An 18,935-nucleotide genomic window follows, 5' to 3' on the forward strand; every position below is an offset into this window, starting at 1 on the left:
CTGTTGTGGTCACTCGGACCGGACAGGGACGGCCCGTGCTCCCCGGAATTGGTGTACGGGCGTGGAATCGCGCGGAATTCGTGTACCGGTCCGCTGTACTCGCGTCGTCGCAGGCAGGAGTCACCGCCCGCCGTCCGCAGCCGACTGTACGACCGGCTCCCCGCGGCTCCACTCCAAATGTTGCGGCGCACGCTGCGGAATTGTCCGCAGGCCCTTATCCGATATCTGCGGTCCGCTTTCCTCACCGTCCGCGACCGAACGGTCACGCGCTTTCGACGCAATCGCAAGATGCGGGAGTGCCCCGAGCGCGCCCGAACACCGAGCATCGGTATTCGGTTGCCTTTTCCACGGACATTTCCCGAACATAAGGAGCGGTTATCGTGGCGGTAAGCAGAGGCGAGGTCTACGAGAATCCGCGGTGCGGTGAGCGCGTGGTCGTCAGGACGCCCGCGTCGGAGACCGACGGCCTCAGGACCATCCTGGACGTGTACGCGAGCCCCGGCGGGGCCGTGTCGGGCGAGCACGTCCACCCGGTGAGCGAGGAACGCTTCACCCTGGTGCGGGGGAAGGTGGCCTTCCTCATCGGCGGGCGGCAGGTGACGCTGGAGCGGCCCGGTCAGAGTGTGCTGATCCAGCCGGGCATCGAGCACCGCTGGTGGAACTGCACCGGCGAGGAGTCCTACCACATCTGCGAGGTGCGGCAGAACGCCGATCGCTTCGAGACGCTGGTGCTGCGGCAGCTCTTCGGCCTCGCCCAGGACGGCAGGACCAGCCCCGAGGGCATGCCCAAGTTCCTGCAACAGGTCGTCACGACACTGGAGTTCGGTGACGTGGTGCGCTTCACGACGCCGCCGTGGCGGGTGCAGCGCCTGCTGTTCGGGGCGCTGGCACCGGTGGCCCGGATGCTCGGCTACCAGGGATGCAATCCGGAGTACCTGGACCGCAAGCCGTCCGAGACCGTCGAGCTCGAACCGCTGCCCGACGAGGTGGCGGCCTGGCACTACGCGGACGCCGACGGCCCGCGTCCCTGAGCCGGCGCACCGCGTGCAACCCGTTCGGCGCGGGCGGGGTTTCCCCCCATGAGAGCGGAACGCAAGAGCTCCTCCCCCACCGCGGTGGGCGAGTACATCACCACGATAAGGACTTTCATGGACCTGCAGCTTTCCGGCCGCGTAGCAGTCGTCACCGGCGCCTCGAAGGGCATGGGGCTCGCCATCACCCGTACCCTCCTGCAGGAGGGCGCCCGCGTCGTGGCCGCCTCCCGCAAGATCAGCCCCGGTCTCCACGAGCTCGCCGGACCGAATCTGGTGCACGTCCCGGTCGACCTGACCGACCGTGACGCGCCCGCCAGCGTCATCGAGCGTGCGATCACCGAGTTCGGCAAGCTGGACATCCTGGTGAACAACGCCGGCGGCCCGCCGCCCGGCGTGTCCCTGCCCCGCGGTTCGTTCCTGGACGCCTCGGACGAGGACTGGCAGGCGATGTTCAACTTCAACCTGTTCTCCGCGGTCCGCGCCGTCCGCGCCGCGATCCCGCACCTGCTGAAGAGCGACGCCGCCTCGATCGTCAACATCACGTCGGGCAACGCCCACCAGCCCTCGCCGATCAACGTCGACTACGGTGCGGCCAAGGCCGGTCTGGCCAACCTCACCAAGCAGCTGTCCGGCGAGTTCGCCCCGCAGGGCATCCGGGTCAACGCGGTCGTCCCGGGCGTCACGCTCACCGAGTGGTGGACCGAGGAGGGCGGCGTCGCCGACAAGATCGCCGCACAGGCGGGCACCGACCGCGACAGCGTCATCACCACCGTCGTGCCGCAGATGCTGAACCTGTCCACCGGCCGCTTCGTCGAGCCCCAGGAGATCGCCGACGCGGTCGTCCTGCTCGCCTCGCCGCGTTCCGGCAGCACCACGGGCACCGAGCTCGTCGTCGACGGCGGGCAGCTCAAGGAGATCTGACCCGTACCGCGTGGCGGGTCCCGGAGGGCCGGGGCCCGCCACGCGTCTGTTCACACGGTGCCGGTCACCGGCACCCGGGCTCCGCTGCCCGTACTCCCCGCCCGCCGTGTCGGGCCTCGCCTCCTGGAGCCGGCATGGCGCTGTCCCACCTTGTCCGCAGGCCGGACGGGGCCCCGCCCGCCGTGTCCGGGAGCCGGGGCCGGACCGGGCCCGGCACGTCCCCGCTCCCGCTGACCCTGCTGGTCGCGCTGGCTCCGCTGCTGGCCAACGCGGACGCGGGCGTCGTGGTCCTGGCGCTGCCGGAGATCCAGCACGATCTGTCGATGAGCCTGTCGGGCGTGCACTGGGTGACCAATGTCTACGTGCTGCTGGTCGGCGGGCTCCAACTGCTGGGCGGGCGGCTGACGGACCTGGTCGGCGCGCGCCGGCTGTTCCTGTGGTGTCTGGCGGGATTCGCGGCCGCGTCGGCCGCCTGCGGTGCCGCGCCCAGCGGGGCACTGCTGATCGCATTCAGGGCCGCGCAGGCTGTGTGCGCGGCCCTTCTCGTTCCCTCCGCCATGGCCCTCCTGCTCGCCCGCTCCACCGGCCGTGCCGAGCGGGCCCGGGCACTCGCTCTGTGGGCGGGAGCCGGTGGTGCCGGATCGATCCTGGGCGTGCTGGCCGGGGGCGTGGTGGTGGACCGGCTGGACTGGCGCTGGGCCTTCTACCTCAGCCTCCCTGTCGCCTTCGCGGCGCTGTTCGCCGCGCGCCGGCTCTGTCCGCCGGACGCCGTGCGGGCCGGGACGCGGACCCCCGACGGGACGCCGGACCCGCACGGAAGACGGGCCCCGGACGGAACGCGGGCAGCTCCGGACGGGTCACCCGTGCGGGGGCCCCGGGTGGACTTCCTCAGCTCCTTCGCCCTGATCGGCGCCCTGTTGAGCCTGGTCGCGGCCCTCGTCCGCATCCCGGGAAACGGGAGCGCGGCCGGCACCTGGGGGCTGTGTGCCGTGTCCGCCGCCCTCTGGGCGCTCCTCGCGGTGCGCCAGACGCGGTCCGCCGATCCCCTGCTGCCCGTGGCCGTCCTGCGGGACCGGGGTCTGGTCGCGGGCGCCGTCGGCATACTGCTGGTCTCCGCGGCCACCGGGCCGGTGGTCTTCATCTGCAGCATCTACCTCCAGCGGGTGCACCACTACAGCCCGCTGGAGGCCGGCGGCGCACTGCTCCCCATGGTCGGCGGCATACTCCTGGTCGGCCGCGGGTGCGCCCGCATGCTCGCCCGGCACGGTCCTCGGCTGCCCTGCCTGGTCGGCTGCGCCCTGGTCGCCGCCGGGCTGCTGATGCTGACGAACGTCACCCCTGAATCGGGTTACCTGACGGGCCTGCTCCCGGGCCTGGCGCTGACCGGTGCGGGTCTGCCCTTCATCTGGATGACCTGCGAGGTGACCGCGTGCGCCGACATCTGTATGCGCAATGTGGGGCTGGCCGCGGGCGTGGTGCAGTCCGCGGGCCAGATCGGTGCCGCACTCGGGCTGGCCCTCGTGGTGACGATCTGCGCCCCGGCCGCCGACGGCAGCGGAGCGGCCGCTCTCGCCGGGGGCGTCTCCCAGGCGTTCTGGCTGGCACTGGCGCTGATGGTCCCCGCGGCGGCCAACGCCCTCATCGGGATGCGTGCGAAGAGCGCCGTCTGAACTCCTGTACGGCCGGCACCCGGCTGCCCGGGCGCGGTCCGGGCCGCTCGGCGGCAGCGTGCGGTGCGACGAGGTCCAAGGAGAGCCGCCACTGCGGCCTCGACGGGGACTCCAGCCGTGGATGTGCCGTAAGGATGTCGGTGTTGAGCTGCTGGATACGGTGCGAGGGCGCCGCCCCGTGCTCGTCGCGCAGCGCGCGCCGCAGCCGGTGGAAGACGGCCAGCGCGTCCACCCGCCGCCCCGACCGGTACAGGGCGAGCATCAGCTGGGCGGCGAGGTCCTCGTCGGCGGCGTACTCGTGGGCCAGCGAGCTCAGTTCGCCGATGAGCCCGTGGTGGCGGCCCAGGTCAAGGTCCGCGCGTATCCGCCTGCCGACGGCGTCGAGCCGGTTGCGTTCGACGACCGCTATCGCCGCGTGGAGCAGCGGACCGGTCGGCACGTCCACCAGGATCTGGCCGCTCCATCTGCGCTGGGCCGCGCACAGTTCGAGGGCGCCGCGGGCCAGCGCGCCGCTGTCCAGGCTGTTGCGGGCGACCCGCACCTCTTCCTCGTACAGGTCGAGGTCCAGCTCCCCCGGCCCGACCCGCAGGACGTAGCCCTGGTCCCGGGTACAGATCCGGCCGGGCCCGGCCGTCTCACCGGCGGCCCGGCCGCCCAGGGTGCGGCGCAGCTGCATGACGTACGTGTGGACGGCCGCGACGGCGCTGGAGGGCGGGCTGTACTCCCATAACTCCTCGACGAACTGTGACATCGACACGACGTGGTTGGCGTTCATGAGGAGCAGCGCCAGCATCTGACGCTGCTTCGGGGCACTGGGCGTACGGTCGATTCCCCCGTCGACGACGGACAGCGGACCGAGTACACAGAAACGCATTGATCCTCGCTTTTCTCGCGACCGCCACAGGGAGGTTTTCCCGCGGCCGGCCGTAACGAAAATCCCTGCAGTGGGTCAGCAGAGGTTTCCCGGGAATTCTTCTGTGTTCCACAACGCCCTGAGCGGGGTCGGATCATTCCGCGTCGAGCGGGGATCAGCGGAATTGATCGAAGCCATTCAGTCCGCTAATGGCCCGTCACGAGGCGGATGAGCGCTGCCGGGTCGGCGGGCAGCTCGTCGCCGCGCCACGCGACGTGCTGGTCGGGGCGGACCAGGACCAGGCGCCGTCCGTACAGTTCGCGTGCCTGGGCACCGGGCAGCTCCAGCGTGGTCAGGGGGACTTTGTGGTCCGCCGCCGCGGTGGCCAGCGCTTCGGCGCGGGGCGCCCGGCCGCCCACCCGCAGCAGGGTGAACCCGGTGCCGAGCCGGTCGAACAGCGAGCTGCCGGGGCCGTGGTCGTCGTCCAGCCACAGGTGCGGTGTCCTGCCGCCGGGTACCGAGGAGGGGGTGTACGAGGTGAACGCGTCGGCGGGCGGGGCGGACCCGCCGGCGTCGATGATCGCCGAGGTGTCGTAGCGGGCCCCGAGCTGGACGCCGAGGGTGTCCAGTGTCAGCTGTCCGTACTCGGCGAGTGCGAGGCCGGTCTTCTCCCGCGCGGCGCGGCCGTCGGCCGAGTCGTCCTCGAGCGTGGCGGGCCGTTCGATCGCTCCGAGGCCGATGCCCAGCCGGCGTGCGGCCGCGGTGTTGCGCAGGGCGACCGGCCTGCGCTCGGCTTCGTACGAGTCGAGCAGCCGCCCGCCCGCCCAGCCCTGGACGGCGGCCGCGAGCTTCCACGCGAGGTTGGCGGCGTCGTCCGCGCCGGTGTTCATGCCGAAGCCGCCGTTGGGGGTGAACAGGTGGGCCGCGTCGCCGGCCAGCAGCACGCGGCCGTCGCCGAAGCGCTCGGCGACCAGGGCGGCGCCCGCCGTCCACGGCCGGTGGCTCAGCACCTCCACCGGCAGGTCGACGCCGGCCGCGCGCCGGACGAGCCGCACCAGTGTGCCGTCGTCCGCCGTGTCCGGGTCCACGGAGCTGGTCAGGAGGAAGAACTCGGCGGCCCCGTCGAGCGCGATGAGGTTGAGCGCGAGCTCCCCGTTGAAGACCCAGTTGCTCCAGGCGGCGCGGTCCTTGAGGAAGTCCCGGTACAGCGTGGGTACACGCAGATGGGCCGCGGTCGCCCGGCGGCCCAGCACGTCCTGGTCCAGCGCGCCCTCCCCGCGGTAGGAGATGCCCAGCCTGCGGCGTACGAAGCTGCGCCCGCCGTCGGCCCCCACCGCGTAGCGGGCGTGCCAGGTCCGCGGTCCTGCGGCGCCTTCGGCGGTCAGTACCACCCGGTCCGGCTCCTGCCGGAGGCCGGTGACCCGGTCACCGAAGCGCAGGGTGATGTGCCCGGCGGCACGGGCCCGGTCGAGCAGCAGCCGTTCGACGTACATCTGGTTGGCCCGGTGCATCGGCTCGGGGACCTGGCCGGTCCGGTCCTGTGCCGCGACCTGCCTGCGTGACTCCCCGGGGCCGGGCCAGGGCAGTCGCGCCAGTGCGTGACCGCTGTACCGGGTGGAGAAGGAGATTCCCGCGTCGTGGTGGGCGGGCAGGCCCAGGGCGCGTACCCGGTCGGCGAGGCCCAGGGTGCGGTAGTGCTCCATGGTGCGGGCGTTGTGGGTGCTGCCCCTGGGTTCGTCGGGCACCGAGGAACCGGCGTTGAAGACGACGGAATCGACGCCGTACCGGTCGAGGAACAGGGCGAGCAGCAGTCCGACGGGGCCGCCCCCCACGATGGCGACCGGTGTGGTCGATGGTCGGTCCATCCGACGGGCCTCCAGCCGTAGTTCCGACAACTGCCGCGGGCATCTTCGCAGTGGTATCTGAAGAATGGATCGAGGCCCATTTCCGGCTGCCCGGCGGCGTCCCGGCAGCATCCCGGAGAAGGAATCAAGGCCGCGCTTTCCGACCGCCCTCCGGCAGCGGAATCGGGGCCGGGGGATTCCGGCAGCGTCCCGGCGGCGGAATCGGGGCCGTGGACCGGATTTATAGGGAGACCTTGCAGACTTCGGGCGAGCCGGGTCGGCAGAAGCCCTGCCGAGCGCCCCGGGTCCACCGTCCTCGCCCCAAATTCGGCTCTCCATGCGGAGCGTGAGGTATTTCTATGTTCCTGTTCGGCACACACCGGTCGGCAGCGCAGCGCATGCGTCTCTTCGCCGGTCGCGGACTGGGCGCCGGAAACTTCTTCTGGTACGCCTGGAAGGTCGCCGACGACCGTGACCGGCCGTTGATCTTCCACCCGGACGTCGACTCCCCGTCCTGGGCGACCGAGCAGTTGGAAGGCCTGTCCCTCAACGACATCCGCGTCGCCGTGATCCGCTACGCGAACTGGTACCGCGAACAGGGCGTGACGGCCGGCACCCATGTCGGTGTCCTCACCCGCAACGGGCTCTTCGGCCTGCTCCACCACATCGCCCTCACGGGCCTGGGCGCCGCGGCCGTGCACTGCAACCCGCGGATGGAGCCGGCGACGGCGGCCGAGTACTTCCTGCGCACCGAGGCCGAACTGGTCGTCGGTGACGACGCGCTGCTGAACGCGTGTGCCGGCCAGTGGGAGGCCGGTGCCGTGGACAGCCCGCCGCGGCTCCAGGACATCCAGGTGCTGGACGCCACCGCCACCGGGCCCGCCCGGCCCCTGGCCGGATTCCCCCACCGGCACTCCCCCGACGACCTGGTGATGATCTCCCACTCGTCCGGCACCACGGGCCGCCCCAAGGCGCCGGTGTTCCACCACGGTTCGTTCTTCACCGGCAAGCGCGAGCGGCTGTGGACCTTCCCCTCGCTGCGTACGGACCGGCTGCTGACCGCCCTGCCGCACAGCCACTCGGCCGGCATCAGCTACCTGAGCATGGCCATCCTGCTCGGTATCCCCACACTGATGCTGGACGGCGCGAACGGCGAGCGGGCCGTGCAGGCCATCAACAGCTTCCGCCCCACCACGATCCTGGGCTTCCCGCTCACGCTCGCCGAGATCGATCCCGGCGAGATCCTGCCGGAGGCCGCCCAGTCCATCCACACCTGGAACGGGATGGGGGACGCCTCCCACGAGCGGCACATCCGCCCGCTGATCGCCCTCGGCAGCCGCGGCAGGGGCGCCAAGCGGGTCCCCGGCTCGGTCTACCTGGACGGTCTCGGGTCGTCGGAGATGGGGATGGTTCTCTTCAAGCAGGCTTTCACTCCCACGACTTCGCGGTACGGGCGGCTGATCGGCGCGCCCGCCCGAGTGGTGCGCCGGGCCGCCGTGCTCGACGAGGCCGGCCGCGAGGTGCCGGCCGGGCAGGCGGGGCGGCTGGGCGTGCGCACGCCCAGCGTCACGCCGGGTTACTGGGACGACCCCGGGCTGAACGAGGAGTCGCTGGTCGACGGCTACTTCCTGACCGGTGACATCGTCCGCCGGGACGCCGAGGGCCGGTGGTACCACCTCGACCGCACGCCGGACGTCATCAGGACCGGTGCCGGTGACGTCCACAGCCTCCCGCTGGAGGAAGTGGTGCTGCTGACGACCGGCGCCCTGGACACGGCGGTCGTGGCCGTGGAGGACCCGCGGGACCCGGAGCTCTCGGTCCCGGTCGCGGTGGTGCACTACGCGGACAGCACCGAACGTGTCCCGGGCGACCTCCTGCGGGCCTGCAACGCGGCCCTCGACGCGGCGGGTCTGGCCCGCCTCCACGCCCTGGTCCTCGCCACCGGGCGGGACGAGCTGCCCGTCGGAGTGACCGGCAAGGTCCTCAAGCGCCGTCTGCGCGAGGAGCACCGCCGTCTGCTGCACGAACCGGCGGGGGACACCGTCGCGATCGCCCAGCGGTCCGCGCACTCCGGCTGAGCCCGCCCCGCCTCCGTACCCCCACCTCGCAGGAAGGCCCCTTCATGGTCGACCGCATCGCAGCGCGCCGGGTCGTCGACATCATCACCGGTGCCTGGCAGTCGCAGGCCCTGTACGCGGCCGTGGCCCTGGACATCCCCGACCACATCGCCGCGGGACACACCACCGACGAGAAACTGGCGGCCGCCGCCGGAGCCAGCGAGGACGGCATCACCCGTCTGATGCGGCTGCTGACGGCCATGCAGGTCTTCGAGGGCACGGGCGAGGACGGCTACCGGCCGACCGCCGTCAGCGAACTGCTGCGCGAGGAGACCGACCAGTCCATGAAGGACATGGTCCGGATCTACGGCGAGGAGTTCCACCGGGCGTGGGGGGCGGTCGTCCCCGCCGTCAGGAGCGGCACCTCCGGCTTCACCCACGCGTTCGGGGTCTCGCTGCACACGTATCTGCGCGGTGAGGCGTCGGCGGGCCTGAAGTTCCAGCGGGCCATGAACGCGGGCAACGTGTTCTTCCCCGATGTCCTGGACGCCTTCGATTTCGGCGCGAGCGGCACCGTCGTGGACGTGGCCGGCGGCAGCGGGGCGCTCCTGGCCACCGTACTGCGGGCCCACCCCGACATCCACGGCATCCTCTTCGACCAGCCCCACATGGTTCCGATCGCCCGACGACATCTCGACGCGGCGGTCGGTCCCGGCCGGTACGAGGCCGTGGGAGGCGACGTGTTCCAGGGCGTGCCCGGGGGCGCCGACGTCTATCTGCTCGCACGGGTGCTTCAGGACTGGGACGACGAACGCTGCGTACAGCTGCTCTCCCACATCCGCCGGGCCATGCCGGACGGCTCCCGCCTGCTGATTCTGGAACGGGTCATTCCCAGGGACGGCTCGGCGATGCTGCCGCTGCTGTGGGATCTGCATCTGCTCATGGCCGCCGGCGGCCGTGAGCGGCAGCTGTCCGGCTACCGGGACGTGCTCACGGCCGCGGGGCTCCGTCTGGAGTCCGTGCACCCGCTCGCCCTCGAAACCAGCCTGCTGGTCGCGGCCCCGGTCTGAGGGCCGTCCCGCAGGGCCTTCGTTTGGAAGCTTTTTCCCCTCCTTCGAGACGTATCGGAGCATCCGGATGAGCAGCGGGGACCTCACGGTCTGCATCGTCGGGGCAGGGCCCCGGGGCCTGTCCGTGCTGGAGAGAATCTGTGCCAACGAACGGAAGTCCGCCTCCCACCCGGCGGTGACGGTCCATGTCGTGGATGCCGCCCGTCCCGGTCCGGGCCAGGTCTGGCGGACCGGCCAGTCACCGCATCTGCTGATGAACACCGTCGCCTCGCAGGTCACCGTCTACACCGACGGCAGTGTGGTGATGAACGGCCCCATCGAGGACGGGCCGAGCCTGTACGAGTGGGCCAAGTCGCTCTGCCTCACGGGACATCCGGCGACGGCCGCGGCCGATCCCGGCGGCCGCTTCCGTGCCGAGGCGGCCGCGCTCGGCCCCGACTCGTATCCCAGCCGGGCGCTGTACGGCCGTTACCTGGAGGAGGTCTTCGCCACGACGGTCTCCCGGGCACCCGCGCACGTCACCGTCGTGGAGCACCGGGCCCGGGCCGTCGCCCTTGACGACGCCCCGGCCGCCGGCGGCGTCCCGCCCGGCCCGGCGGCGGCAGCCCCGGGCAGCGGGCCCCAGGTCCTCACGCTCGCGGACGGCACCCGGATCACGGGGCTGGACGCCGTGGTGCTCGCCCAGGGGCATGTGCCCGCCGCCACGTCGCCCGACGAGGAGCGCCTCGCCGGGGAGTCGCGGGCCCACGGACTGCTCCACGTCCTGCCGGCCAACCCCGCGGATGTGGACCTGTCCGCCGTCCGACCGGGGCAGGGCGTGCTGCTGCGCGGGCTCGGGCTGAACTTCTTCGACCACATGGCCCTGTTCACCCTCGGGCGAGGCGGCCGCTTCGAACGGTCCGGCGGTGATCTGGTCTACCGGCCGTCGGGCCGTGAGCCGCGGCTGTACGCGGGGTCACGGCGCGGTATTCCGTACCACGCGCGGGGCGAGAACCAGAAGGGTGCGACCGGCCGCCATCTGCCCGCGCTCCTCACCCCCGAGGCGGTCGCCGTGCTGCACCGGCGCGCCCTGGACGGTGAGCGTCTGCACTTCGGCAGCGACCTGTGGCCGCTGATCGCCAAAGAGGTGGAGAGCGTCTACTACGGCACGGTGCTGGCGGCCCGCGGCGAGCAGGCGGGGAGCGCGGAGTTCACCGCCCGCTACCTGGCCGCGCCCGCGGGCGCGGACGAGCAGCGGTTGCTCGACGAGTACGCCATCGGCCCCGGCGAGCGCTGGGACTGGGAGAAGATCTCCCGCCCCTACGGCGCCCGGGTCTTCGCCGGCCCGGCCGACTTCCGGGACTGGCTGCTCGGGTATCTGGCGAAGGACGTGCAGGACGCGCGGGCGGGCAACGTCGACGGACCCGTGAAGGCCGCCCTGGACGTCCTGCGTGACCTGCGCAACGAGATACGGCTCGCGGTCGATCACGGCCGGCTGGAGGGCAACTCCTACCGGGACGATCTGCAGGGCTGGTACACGCCGCTCAACGCCTTCCTGTCGATCGGCCCGCCCGCCTCGCGCATCGAGGAGATGATCGCGCTGCTGCGGGCGGGGGTGCTGGAGGTGCTCGGGCCGGGGATGAGCGTGCGCATCGTCGAAGAGGACGGGGCGGCGTTCTTCGAGGCCACTTCCGACCGGGTGGGCGGGGAGCCGGTGCGGGCAGGCGTACTGGTCGAGGCCCGGCTGCCGGAACCGGACGTGCGGCGCACCGCCGACCCGCTGCTGACGCATCTGCTGGCCACCCGGCAGGCCCGCGCCTACCGCATCGACGGTACGTGTGGCACGAGTTACGAGACCGGCGGCCTGGCGGTCACCGAGCGTCCTTACCGTCTGGTGGACGCGGAAGGCCGCGCCCATCCGCGCCGGTTCGCGTACGGCGTCCCCACCGAGGCCGTCCACTGGGTGACCGCGGCCGGGATCCGCCCGGGCGTCAACTCGGTGACGCTGGGCGACTCGGACGCCCTGGCACGGACGGTGCTGAGCCTGGACTCCGCCCCGTCCTCCGCGCCCGCGCCCGACGCGCCGGACAGCGACTTCACCGAAGTGATGGCATGACGGCGGCCCCGGGCCCCGGCCCCGACGCCGGTCTGCTCTCGCCGGTGCGCGCCGGGACCCCCGCCGAGGAGGCCGTGGACGACCGGGCCTGGCTGCAGGCCATGCTGGACGCCGAGTCGGCGCTGGCCCGTGCGCAGGCGGCGCTCGGCACCGTGCCGCCGGCTGCGGCGCGCGTCATCACCGATACCGCCCGCGCCGGTCTGTTCGATGTGCGGGCGCTGGCGCTGGCCGCGCGCGAGACGGCGAATCCCGTCGTGGGGCTGGTGCGTGAACTGACCCTGCTGGTGGCACGGGAGGACCCGGCCGCCGCCGAGTACGTACATCGCGGCTCCACCAGTCAGGACGTCCTCGACACCGGCGCGATGCTCGTGTCCGCCCGGGTGCTGCGCCTGGTCCTGGCCGATCTGCGGCGCACGGCCGAGGCACTGCGCGCACTGGCCGCCGAGCACCGCGACACCGCCATGGCCGGCCGGACCCTGACGCTGCACGCCGTACCGACCACCTTCGGGCTCAAGGCCGCCGGCTGGCGGGATCTGGTGCTGGACGCGGCCGACCGGGTGGCCCGCGTCCTGGAGACGGGACTGCCCGTCTCCCTCGGCGGTGCGGCGGGCACCCTGGCCGGCTATCTGGAGTACGCGGCGATCGACGCGGCGGACGACATGCGGGCCACGGCCGGCGGCGGAAGGGACCCCGACCCGCAGGACCGCACACCGGCCACCGACGGCAACGGCTCACACCCCGACGCGGTGAACGGCACGCGGGCGACGGCCGACGGCACGTACCTCGACGCCCTCAACAGCGCCTTCGCGGCGGAGACGGGGCTGGCCCGGCAGAGGACGCCGTGGCACTCCCTGCGTACGCCGGTCGCCGACCTGGCCGCGGTGCTCGCGTTCACCACGGGGGCGCTCGGCAAGATCGCCGTCGACGTGCAGTCGCTGTGCCGTACGGAGGTCGGCGAGGTGGGTGAGCCGGACGTCGCGGGCCGCGGCAGTTCCTCGGCCATGCCGCACAAGCGCAACCCGGTACTCGCCACGATGATCCGCAGCGCCGCCCTCCAGGTCCCCGCGCTCTCCGCCGGGCTGGCCGGGTGCATGCTCGCGGAGGACGAGCGGTCGGCGGGCGCCTGGCACGCGGAGTGGCAGCTGCTGCGCGAGTGTCTGCGGCTGGCCGGAGGGGCGGCCCACACGGCCGCCGAGCTCGCCGGGGGACTCGTCGTCCGGCCGGAACGCATGCGCGCCAACCTCGGCATGACGCAGAGCCAGGTGGTGTCCGAACGCGTCGCCGCGGTGCTGGCCCCGCGGCTGGGCCGGGGCCCGGCCAGGGACCTGTTGTCCCAGGCGTCCACGGCCGCCCGGCGCACCGGCCGGCCGCTGGCCGAGGTGCTTGCCGCGCTCCCCGAGGTGGCCCGTCATCTCGACGCCGCGGAGCTGACGGTCCTGCTGGACCCGGCCGGTTACACCGGGGCGGCCGGTCCGCTGGTCGACCGGGCGCTGCGGCGGCCGGGCGGACGGCTGCCATGACCGTGCGCCGCGTCCCCGCCGCCCGTCGTTGTCCCGCCCACCCGTCCGTCCCCGACCAAGGAGTCGCCTTGTCCTCCCGTCTGTTCACCTCGGAATCCGTGACCGAAGGTCATCCCGACAAGATCGCCGACCAGATCAGCGACACGATCCTCGACGCGCTGCTCGCCCAGGACCCGGCCTCCCGGGTGGCGGTCGAATGCCTGGTCACCACCGGCCAGGTGCATGTCGCGGGCGAGGTCACCACGACCGCCTACGCCGACATCGCCGCCCTGGTCCGGCAGAAGGTCCTGGAGATCGGCTACGACTCCTCCAGCAAGGGCTTCGACGGCGCTTCCTGCGGCGTCTCGGTGTCCATCGGCGCCCAGTCCGCGGACATCGCCCAGGGCGTCGACACCGCCTACGAGCAGCGGGTCGGGGGCGAAGCCGATGAGCTCGACCGGCAGGGCGCGGGCGACCAGGGCCTGATGTTCGGTTACGCCTGCGACGAGACGCCCGAACTGATGCCGCTGCCGATCCACCTCGCCCACCGGCTGGCGCGCCGGCTGACGGAGGTCCGCAAGGACGGCGTCGTGCCCTATCTGCGTCCCGACGGCAAGACCCAGGTCACCATCGAGTACGACGGCGAGCGGCCGGTCCGTCTGGACACCGTCGTCGTCTCCACCCAGCACGCGGCCAACATCGACCTGCAGACGCTCCTGACCCCCGACATCCGGGAGTTCGTCGTGGAGCACGTCCTGGCCCGGCTGGCCGAGGACGGCATCAAGCTGGACACCGAGGGCTACCGGCTCCTGGTGAACCCCACCGGCCGCTTCGAGATCGGCGGCCCGATGGGTGACGCCGGCCTCACCGGCCGCAAGATCATCATCGATACGTACGGTGGCATGGCCCGGCACGGCGGCGGCGCCTTCTCCGGCAAGGACCCCTCCAAGGTCGACCGCTCCGCCGCGTACGCGATGCGCTGGGTCGCCAAGAACGTCGTCGCGGCCGGGCTCGCCGCCCGCTGCGAGGTCCAGGTGGCGTACGCGATCGGCAAGGCGGAGCCCGTCGGCCTGTTCGTCGAGACCTTCGGCACGGCCACGATCGGCACGGAGAGGATCGAGCACGCGATCGGCGAGGTCTTCGACCTCCGCCCGGCCGCGATCATCCGCGACCTCGACCTGCTCCGCCCGGTCTACGCCCGCACCGCCGCCTACGGCCACTTCGGCCGCGAACTCCCCGGCTTCACCTGGGAGCGCACGGACCGCGCCCAGGCACTGCGCGAGGCGGCGGGCCTGCTCCCCGGCTGACGCCCGCTCGTCCCGCTTCCCACTGAACCGCAAGGCCCAAGGAGATTACGCCGTGCGCATCGCCGTGACCGGTTCCATCGCCACCGACCATCTGATGGTCTTCCCCGGACGGTTCACCGACCAGCTGATCGCCGAACAGCTCGACAAGGTCTCGCTGTCCTTTCTGGCCGACTCGCTGGAGATCCGCCGGGGCGGGGTCGCCGCGAACATCGCGGTGGGGCTGGGCCGGCTCGGCCTCGGTCCGGTGCTGGCGGGCGCGGTGGGCGGTGATTTCGCCGACTACCGCGCCTGGCTGCACGACAACGGCGTGGACACCGAACTGGTCCATGTGAGCGAGTCCCTGCACACCGCGCGCTTCGTGTGCACCACGGACGCCGACCACAACCAGATCGCCACCTTCTACGCGGGCGCGATGGCCGAGGCCAAGGAGATCACCCTGGCGGCGAGGGCCCGTCGTGTGGGTGGTCTCGATCTGGTGGTCGTCGCGCCCAACGACCCGGAGGCCATGCGCCATCACACCGACGAGTGCCGCCGGCTGGGGATCGACTTCGCGGCCGACCCCTCCCAGCAGCTCGCCCGCCTGGACGGGAAGGAGACCCGCCGGATCGTCGACGGGGCCCGCTTCCTGTTCACCAACGCCTACGAGGCCGCCCTGCTCCGCAAGCAGAGCGGCTGGTCCGAGGAGGGTGTCCTGGAGCGGGTCGGCACCTGGATCACCACTCTGGGACCGGACGGCGTCGTCATCGCGCGCGCGGGGCGCCCGGCGCTGCGGATCCCCGCGGTCCCCACCACGGATCCGGTCGATCCCACGGGCGTCGGCGACGCCTTCCGTGCCGGTTTCCTGGCGGGCACGGCCTGGGACTGGTCCGACGAACGTGCCGCCCAGCTCGGCTGCGCCCTGGCCACCACGGTGCTCGAATCGGTGGGCACCCAGGAGTACAAGCTCTCCGTACCCGATCTCCTGCACCGGATCGGGACCGCGTACGGGCCGGTGGCCGCCCGTGAGATCGCACCGCGCCTGACGGGTGTGTCCGCATGAGTCCGCGGGCCCCCGAGGGGGATCCCACCGTGTCGCCGGCGCGGCCGGACGAGGGTCTGAACGACGTCCTCGCGCGCGGTGAGCGCTCGTACTCCTTCGAGTTCTTCCCCCCGAAGACCGAGGCGGGAGAACGCACGCTGTGGGACGCCGTGCGCCGGGTCGAGGCCGTCGGCCCGACCTTCGTGTCGGTGACGTACGGAGCCGGCGGGTCCTCCCGCGACCGTACGATCGCCGCCGTCGAGCGCATCGCGGCGGAGACGACCCTGCGACCCGTCGCCCACCTCACCGCCGTCGGCCACTCGGTCGCCGAACTGCGCAACATGATCGGGCAGTACGCGGACGCCGGCGTCCGGGACGTCCTCGTCCTGCGCGGCGACCCGCCCGGCGACCCGGCCAGTGCCTGGGTCCCCCATCCGCAGGGCTTCCGGCACGCCCATGAACTGGTCTCGCTGGTCAAGGAGACGGGCGACTTCAGTGTCGGGGTCGCCGCGTTCCCCGAGCGGCACCCCCGCTCCCCCGACTGGGAGAGCGATGTGCGGCACTTCGTGGACAAGTGCCGGGCGGGGGCGGACTACGCCATCACCCAGATGTTCTTCGACGTCGAGCACTATCTGCGGCTGCGTGACCGGGTCGCGGGCGCCGGCTGCGACACCCCGGTCATCCCGGAGATCATGCCCGCCACCGATGTGCGGCAGATCCGCCGGTTCGCGGAGCTGAGCAACGCCACCTTCCCCGAAGACCTGGCCCACCGCCTGGAGGCCGCGCGGGACCGGCCGGCGGCCGCCTACCGGATCGGGGTCGAGCACGCCACCGCCATGGCCGGACGGCTCCTCGACGAGGGCGCTCCCGGGCTGCACTACATCACGCTCAACCGGTCCACGGCGGCGCTCGACATCCATCGCGCCGTACTGGGCTCACAGAGCCTGCGTGTCGGCTGACTCCTCGTACTCCGGAGGTTCTCCGGCGCAGGAGAAGGGAGGCCGGGCGCGTGCCGGCCGGCCCCGACCGCCCCTGACCTGCCCTCTACCCCACATGCTGCGGGCCCCCGCCTCACGACGGGGGCCCGCAGCATGAAAAGCAGCACTTATCGCCTCGATAATCAATTGCAATAAAATTGACCGGCCCGAAACCTTGTGCCTACCGTAGTACCTCAATGGAACAGACGTCTTCGAAAACATGGAGAAGGCAATGGAAATGGGCGTACTGGGGCCATTGTCGCTGTTCAACAACGGGGTTGACCTGGCGCCGGGCGCACCGAAGCCACGCCAGCTGCTCGCCTTCCTGATGCTCAACGCCAATCAGATGGTCCGAGCCAGTGAATGCATAAAAGAGCTCTGGGATGCCAGCCCCCCGAAGAGTTCGATGTCCACACTGCAGACCTATGTGCTGCAAATAAGACAGGCCCTTCGCGGTAATTCTCCGGTGAATGACCGGAGCCATTCCCTGGTCACCCGGAACCATGGCTACCAGCTGAAGATCCCGCTCCACGCGTTCGACCGCTTCCGCTTCGAGTCCCTGACCCGGCGCGGCCAGGAGGCCGCGACGAGGGGCGACTTCGAAGAGGCCTCGGAGCAGTTCTCCGGGGCTCTCGCCCTGTGGCGCGGACCCGCGCTCGTGGACGTACAGACAGGCCCACTCAGCACCACCCATCTCGTCGAGCTGGAAGAGACCCGCAAATGCGTGCTGGAACGCCGCATCGAGGCGGACCTGCAGCTCGGCAGGCACCGTGAACTCCGGGACGAGCTGGGGGCCCTGGCCGTACTGCATCCCACCCACGAGAACATCCACGCCCAGTACATGCTCGCCCTGCACCGGTCCGGCGAGCGGACCCGGGCGCTCGCCGTCCACCACGGGCTGAGCCGCATGCTGAGGGACGCCCTGGGCATCGAGCCGACCCCGCGTATGCAGCGCCTGTACGAGGCCATCAGCGCCGGCGACCCCGTGCTGGACGCTCCGACGGTTCCCGCCCGGACGAAGTGAGCGCCGCACGTCCGCTCACGGGCGGGAACTTCGTCTCTCCGGCAACCCTATTCATCGGGACGGTGTTTCCTCAGTGATGGAAGACGAGGCCGAGCAGCTGACAGAACTGCTCGCGCGGGATCTGGACGGCGGCTTCACCGAGCTGGTCCGGGTCCACGCGAGGGCGGTTCACCTCTTCCTGTTGCGGGTGACCGGTTCCGCCGCCGAGGCGGACGACCTGGGACAGGACACGTTCCTGCGCGCCTACACGGCGCTGCAGGGCTACTCCGGCCCGCGCCGGCGGGAGCTGCGGCCGCGCGCCTGGCTGCTGACGATCGCGGCGAACGTGTGGCGCAACCATGTGCGCACCAGCATGCGGCGACCGGTGTCGGCCATGCGAGTGGAGGACGCGGAAGATATGTGGAGCGACGGGAGGCCCGGGCCCGAGGAGCGGGCCTCGACTGCGGAGGACCGTGACCTGCTGGTCGCGGCCCTGTCCGAACTGCCGGAGATCCACCGGGTACCCGTGGTCCTGCGGCATGTGATGGGCATGAGCTACGCGGAGGTGGCGCAGGTGCAGGGGTGCCCGGTAGGGACGGCCAAGGCGCAGGTCTCCCGGGGCCTGGGCAACCTGCGGCGGCTGCTCGAACCACGGGAAGCGGTGCGGAAGGAGGTGGCGATGTGAACCAGGACGACGAGGGGGTCCTCTCCTCGGCCGGCAGCCTGGAGTCCGGGCTGGCCGGACTGGGCCTGGGCGAAGCGGTCACTCCGGAGGACTTCGCGCTGCGGGTCCTGCGGAGGGCGGGAATCTCGCAGGACCGGTACGACACCTACGTACGTCTGGAGACGGCCGCGGGCGGCCTGTTCGTGGCGTTCGGCCCCGAGGCCGTCACGGGTTCGGCGCTCGAGTCGGGCGCTTTCCGGGGGGCGGGGCGGCTGACGAAGGAGCGGTTCGAGGAACTGCACCGCCGCCGTGCGGGCCGCTCGGCGATCCCCGGCGGCAAGCCGCTGACCGGCCTTCGGCCGGCGCTGCGCACCGGCCGCACCCGGCAGGTGCCGATCGACCTGTCGGGCCTTCCCGTGGGCGAACGTGCCGTGCTGGAGGCGGTACGCGCCATCCCTCCGGGCCAGTTGCGGCCCGTCACCTGGATCGCCCGGGAAGCCGCCCTGCCTCTGGAACTGGGCGCCGAGACGGTCGTCGGCTTCCTCGCCAGGAACCCGGTGACGGTGCTGATCCCGTGCCACCGGGCGACCGACGACAACGGCACGCCGTGCGACGCCGCCTACGTACAGGAGGTGGGTGACGCGCTGCGCGGCGCCGAGGGCATCGACATGGTCGCGGTGCGGCAGTGGGCGCGGGGCGGCTCGATGCTCCTGGGCAGCGACACCACCCACATCTACTGCCACCCCACCTGCGCGCACGCGCGACGGATCACTCCGGCGCACCGCGTCCCCTTCCACACCGCCAGGGACGCCCGCAGGGCGGGCTACCGGGCGTGCAAGAGCTGCCGCCCGCTGACCGTCTGAGCCGGACGGAACCGAACCGGACGGGCCCGGACGGGACCGGCCGGGCCCCTACCGCATACG

Annotated in this window: 15 protein-coding genes; 13 read left to right on the plus strand and 2 right to left on the minus strand. The window is 72.1% G+C overall.

What is annotated here, in order from left to right:
• Positions 1-380 precede the first annotated feature (380 nt).
• The 3 genes from ACGFZA_RS36745 to ACGFZA_RS36755 all read left to right on the plus strand — a co-directional run bounded on the left by ACGFZA_RS36745 (position 381) and on the right by ACGFZA_RS36755 (position 3,625).
• On the plus strand, positions 381-1,031 hold the full coding sequence (locus ACGFZA_RS36745; protein WP_385274579.1) for a cupin domain-containing protein: 651 nt from the start codon (positions 381-383) through the stop codon (positions 1,029-1,031).
• A 117-nt stretch (positions 1,032-1,148) separates the two neighbouring features.
• On the plus strand, positions 1,149-1,955 hold the full coding sequence (locus ACGFZA_RS36750; protein ID WP_385274576.1) for an SDR family NAD(P)-dependent oxidoreductase: 807 nt from the start codon (positions 1,149-1,151) through the stop codon (positions 1,953-1,955).
• Positions 1,956-2,089: 134 nt separating this feature from the next.
• Entirely contained in the window at positions 2,090-3,625 is a 1,536-nt protein-coding gene (locus tag ACGFZA_RS36755) for an MFS transporter (RefSeq protein WP_393684924.1), read from the plus strand.
• Here ACGFZA_RS36755 and ACGFZA_RS36760 read toward each other — a convergent pair.
• Positions 3,594-4,499 (minus strand): BTAD domain-containing putative transcriptional regulator, encoded by a 906-nt coding sequence (locus tag ACGFZA_RS36760; protein ID WP_393684926.1) that lies wholly within the window; start codon positions 4,497-4,499, stop codon positions 3,594-3,596. The genes ACGFZA_RS36755 and ACGFZA_RS36760 overlap by 32 nt on opposite strands.
• 185 nt (positions 4,500-4,684) lie before the next feature.
• Positions 4,685-6,343, minus strand: coding sequence for an FAD-dependent monooxygenase (locus tag ACGFZA_RS36765; RefSeq protein ID WP_393684928.1), 1,659 nt, complete (start codon positions 6,341-6,343; stop codon positions 4,685-4,687).
• Between the two features lie 377 nt (positions 6,344-6,720).
• On the opposite strand from ACGFZA_RS36765, the gene ACGFZA_RS36770 reads away from it, so the two are divergent.
• The 10 genes from ACGFZA_RS36770 to ACGFZA_RS36815 all read left to right on the plus strand — a co-directional run bounded on the left by ACGFZA_RS36770 (position 6,721) and on the right by ACGFZA_RS36815 (position 18,875).
• The gene (locus tag ACGFZA_RS36770; RefSeq protein WP_393684930.1) at positions 6,721-8,400 is read left to right on the plus strand and encodes a class I adenylate-forming enzyme family protein; all 1,680 of its coding nucleotides are present in this window, start codon (positions 6,721-6,723) and stop codon (positions 8,398-8,400) included.
• 44 nt (positions 8,401-8,444) lie between these two features.
• The gene (locus tag ACGFZA_RS36775; RefSeq protein ID WP_385274561.1) at positions 8,445-9,449 is read left to right on the plus strand and encodes a methyltransferase; all 1,005 of its coding nucleotides are present in this window, start codon (positions 8,445-8,447) and stop codon (positions 9,447-9,449) included.
• Between the two features lie 67 nt (positions 9,450-9,516).
• Positions 9,517-11,544, plus strand: coding sequence for an FAD/NAD(P)-binding protein (locus ACGFZA_RS36780; RefSeq protein WP_393684933.1), 2,028 nt, complete (start codon positions 9,517-9,519; stop codon positions 11,542-11,544).
• Positions 11,541-13,064, plus strand: a complete 1,524-nt coding sequence (locus tag ACGFZA_RS36785; RefSeq protein WP_393684935.1) for an adenylosuccinate lyase family protein — start codon at positions 11,541-11,543, stop codon at positions 13,062-13,064. Before ACGFZA_RS36780 ends, ACGFZA_RS36785 begins: the two co-directional genes overlap by 4 nt.
• A 68-nt stretch (positions 13,065-13,132) precedes the next feature.
• The gene (gene metK / locus ACGFZA_RS36790) at positions 13,133-14,350 is read left to right on the plus strand and encodes a methionine adenosyltransferase (RefSeq protein WP_385274552.1); all 1,218 of its coding nucleotides are present in this window, start codon (positions 13,133-13,135) and stop codon (positions 14,348-14,350) included.
• A gap of 52 nt (positions 14,351-14,402) precedes the next feature.
• Positions 14,403-15,389: a carbohydrate kinase family protein gene (locus ACGFZA_RS36795; protein WP_385274549.1), complete on the plus strand. Its 987-nt coding sequence runs from the start codon at positions 14,403-14,405 to the stop codon at positions 15,387-15,389.
• Complete coding sequence (gene metF, locus ACGFZA_RS36800) at positions 15,386-16,327, plus strand: methylenetetrahydrofolate reductase [NAD(P)H] (RefSeq protein WP_393684938.1); 942 nt, start codon at positions 15,386-15,388, stop codon at positions 16,325-16,327. Before ACGFZA_RS36795 ends, metF begins: the two co-directional genes overlap by 4 nt.
• A 256-nt stretch (positions 16,328-16,583) precedes the next feature.
• Positions 16,584-17,369: a BTAD domain-containing putative transcriptional regulator gene (locus ACGFZA_RS36805; RefSeq protein WP_393685001.1), complete on the plus strand. Its 786-nt coding sequence runs from the start codon at positions 16,584-16,586 to the stop codon at positions 17,367-17,369.
• A 76-nt stretch (positions 17,370-17,445) separates the two neighbouring features.
• The gene (locus tag ACGFZA_RS36810; protein WP_385274540.1) at positions 17,446-18,033 is read left to right on the plus strand and encodes an RNA polymerase sigma factor; all 588 of its coding nucleotides are present in this window, start codon (positions 17,446-17,448) and stop codon (positions 18,031-18,033) included.
• Positions 18,030-18,875, plus strand: a complete 846-nt coding sequence (locus ACGFZA_RS36815; protein WP_393684940.1) for an Ada metal-binding domain-containing protein — start codon at positions 18,030-18,032, stop codon at positions 18,873-18,875. Before ACGFZA_RS36810 ends, ACGFZA_RS36815 begins: the two co-directional genes overlap by 4 nt.
• Positions 18,876-18,935: the final 60 nt, after the last annotated feature.

Source organism: Streptomyces sp. NPDC048211 (assembly GCF_043202315.1).
Lineage (GTDB): Bacteria > Actinomycetota > Actinomycetes > Streptomycetales > Streptomycetaceae > Streptomyces.